This is a genomic window from Psychromonas sp. SR45-3, assembly GCF_014163575.1.
GTDB lineage: Bacteria > Pseudomonadota > Gammaproteobacteria > Enterobacterales > Psychromonadaceae > Psychromonas > Psychromonas arctica.
This window is the reverse complement of sequence record NZ_JACJDP010000085.1, coordinates 1-1,138: the sequence shown is the minus strand read 5'-3', so window position 1 is coordinate 1,138 and position 1,138 is coordinate 1. Positions and strand designations below refer to the sequence as shown.

The window sequence follows — 1,138 nt, the reverse complement described above, 5'->3', positions numbered from 1 at the left end:
GAAGGTGATTTACGTCGTGAAGTATCTATGAGCATCAAGCGTCTAATGGACCTTGGTTGTTACCGTGGACTTCGTCATCGTCGCAGCTTGCCTGTACGTGGACAGCGTTCTAAAACGAATGCTCGTACCCGTAAAGGTCCGCGTAAAGCAATTAAGAAATAGGGTAAGAGATCATGGCTAAAACACCAACTCGTGCTCGCAAGCGCGTTAAAAAGCAAGTTGCTGATGGTATGGCTCACATCCATGCTTCTTTCAACAACACAATCGTAACTATTACAGACCGTCAAGGTAATGCTCTTTCTTGGGCTACTGCAGGTGGTTCTGGTTTCCGTGGTTCTCGTAAATCTACTCCGTTCGCTGCACAGGTTGCTGCTGAACGTGCTGCTGAAGCAGCAAAAGAGTATGGCCTTAAAAACGTAGAAGTTTTTGTAAATGGACCAGGACCTGGTCGTGAATCTTCGATTCGCGCACTAAACGCGGCGGGTTTCCGTGTGACTAACATTACTGACGTTACACCGATCCCACATAATGGTTGTCGTCCACCAAAGAAACGTCGCGTTTAATCGCAACCTTCTAAGGCAATTGGAGAAAGAACAATGGCAAGATATTTAGGTCCTAAGCTTAAGCTTAGCCGTCGCGAAGGTACTGATTTATTCTTAAAATCAGGCGTTCGAGCGATCGAATCTAAGTGTAAAATCGAAAACGCACCGGGTGTACACGGTGCGCGTAAACCACGTCTATCAGACTACGGTTTACAATTACGTGAAAAGCAAAAAGTACGTCGTATGTACGGTGTATTAGAAAAGCAATTCCGTAACTACTATAAAGAAGCTGCTCGTTTACAGGGCAACACTGGCGAAAACTTACTTCAACTTCTTGAAGGTCGTTTAGACAATGTTGTATACCGTATGGGCTTTGGCGCAACACGTGCTGAATCACGTCAACTAGTTAGCCATAAAGCTATTTTAGTGAACGGTAAAGTTGTAAATATCCCTTCATTTAACGTTAAACCTAGCGATGTTATCGCAATTCGTGAAAAAGCTAAAAAGCAATCACGTATTGGCGCTGCATTAGAAATCGCTGGTCAACGTGAAGCCCTTGCTTGGGTTGAAGTTGATACAACGAAGATGGAAGGCGA

3 protein-coding genes are annotated in these 1,138 nt (G+C 44.5%); all 3 read left to right on the top strand.

Going from position 1 to position 1,138, the window contains the following annotated elements:
- A partial coding sequence (gene rpsM, locus H5084_RS19215) for a 30S ribosomal protein S13 (RefSeq protein WP_028869290.1) occupies window positions 1–162 on the top strand: 162 nt, incomplete at its 5' end.
- Between the two features lie 11 nt (window positions 163–173).
- Window positions 174–563 carry a 30S ribosomal protein S11 gene (rpsK, locus tag H5084_RS19210; RefSeq protein ID WP_019613697.1) on the top strand — a complete coding sequence of 130 codons (390 nt, stop codon included), beginning with the start codon at window positions 174–176 and terminating at the stop codon, window positions 561–563.
- A 33-nt stretch (window positions 564–596) separates the two neighbouring features.
- Window positions 597–1,138: 30S ribosomal protein S4 (rpsD, locus tag H5084_RS19205; protein ID WP_182692231.1), on the top strand; the 542-nt coding region annotated here is incomplete at its 3' end.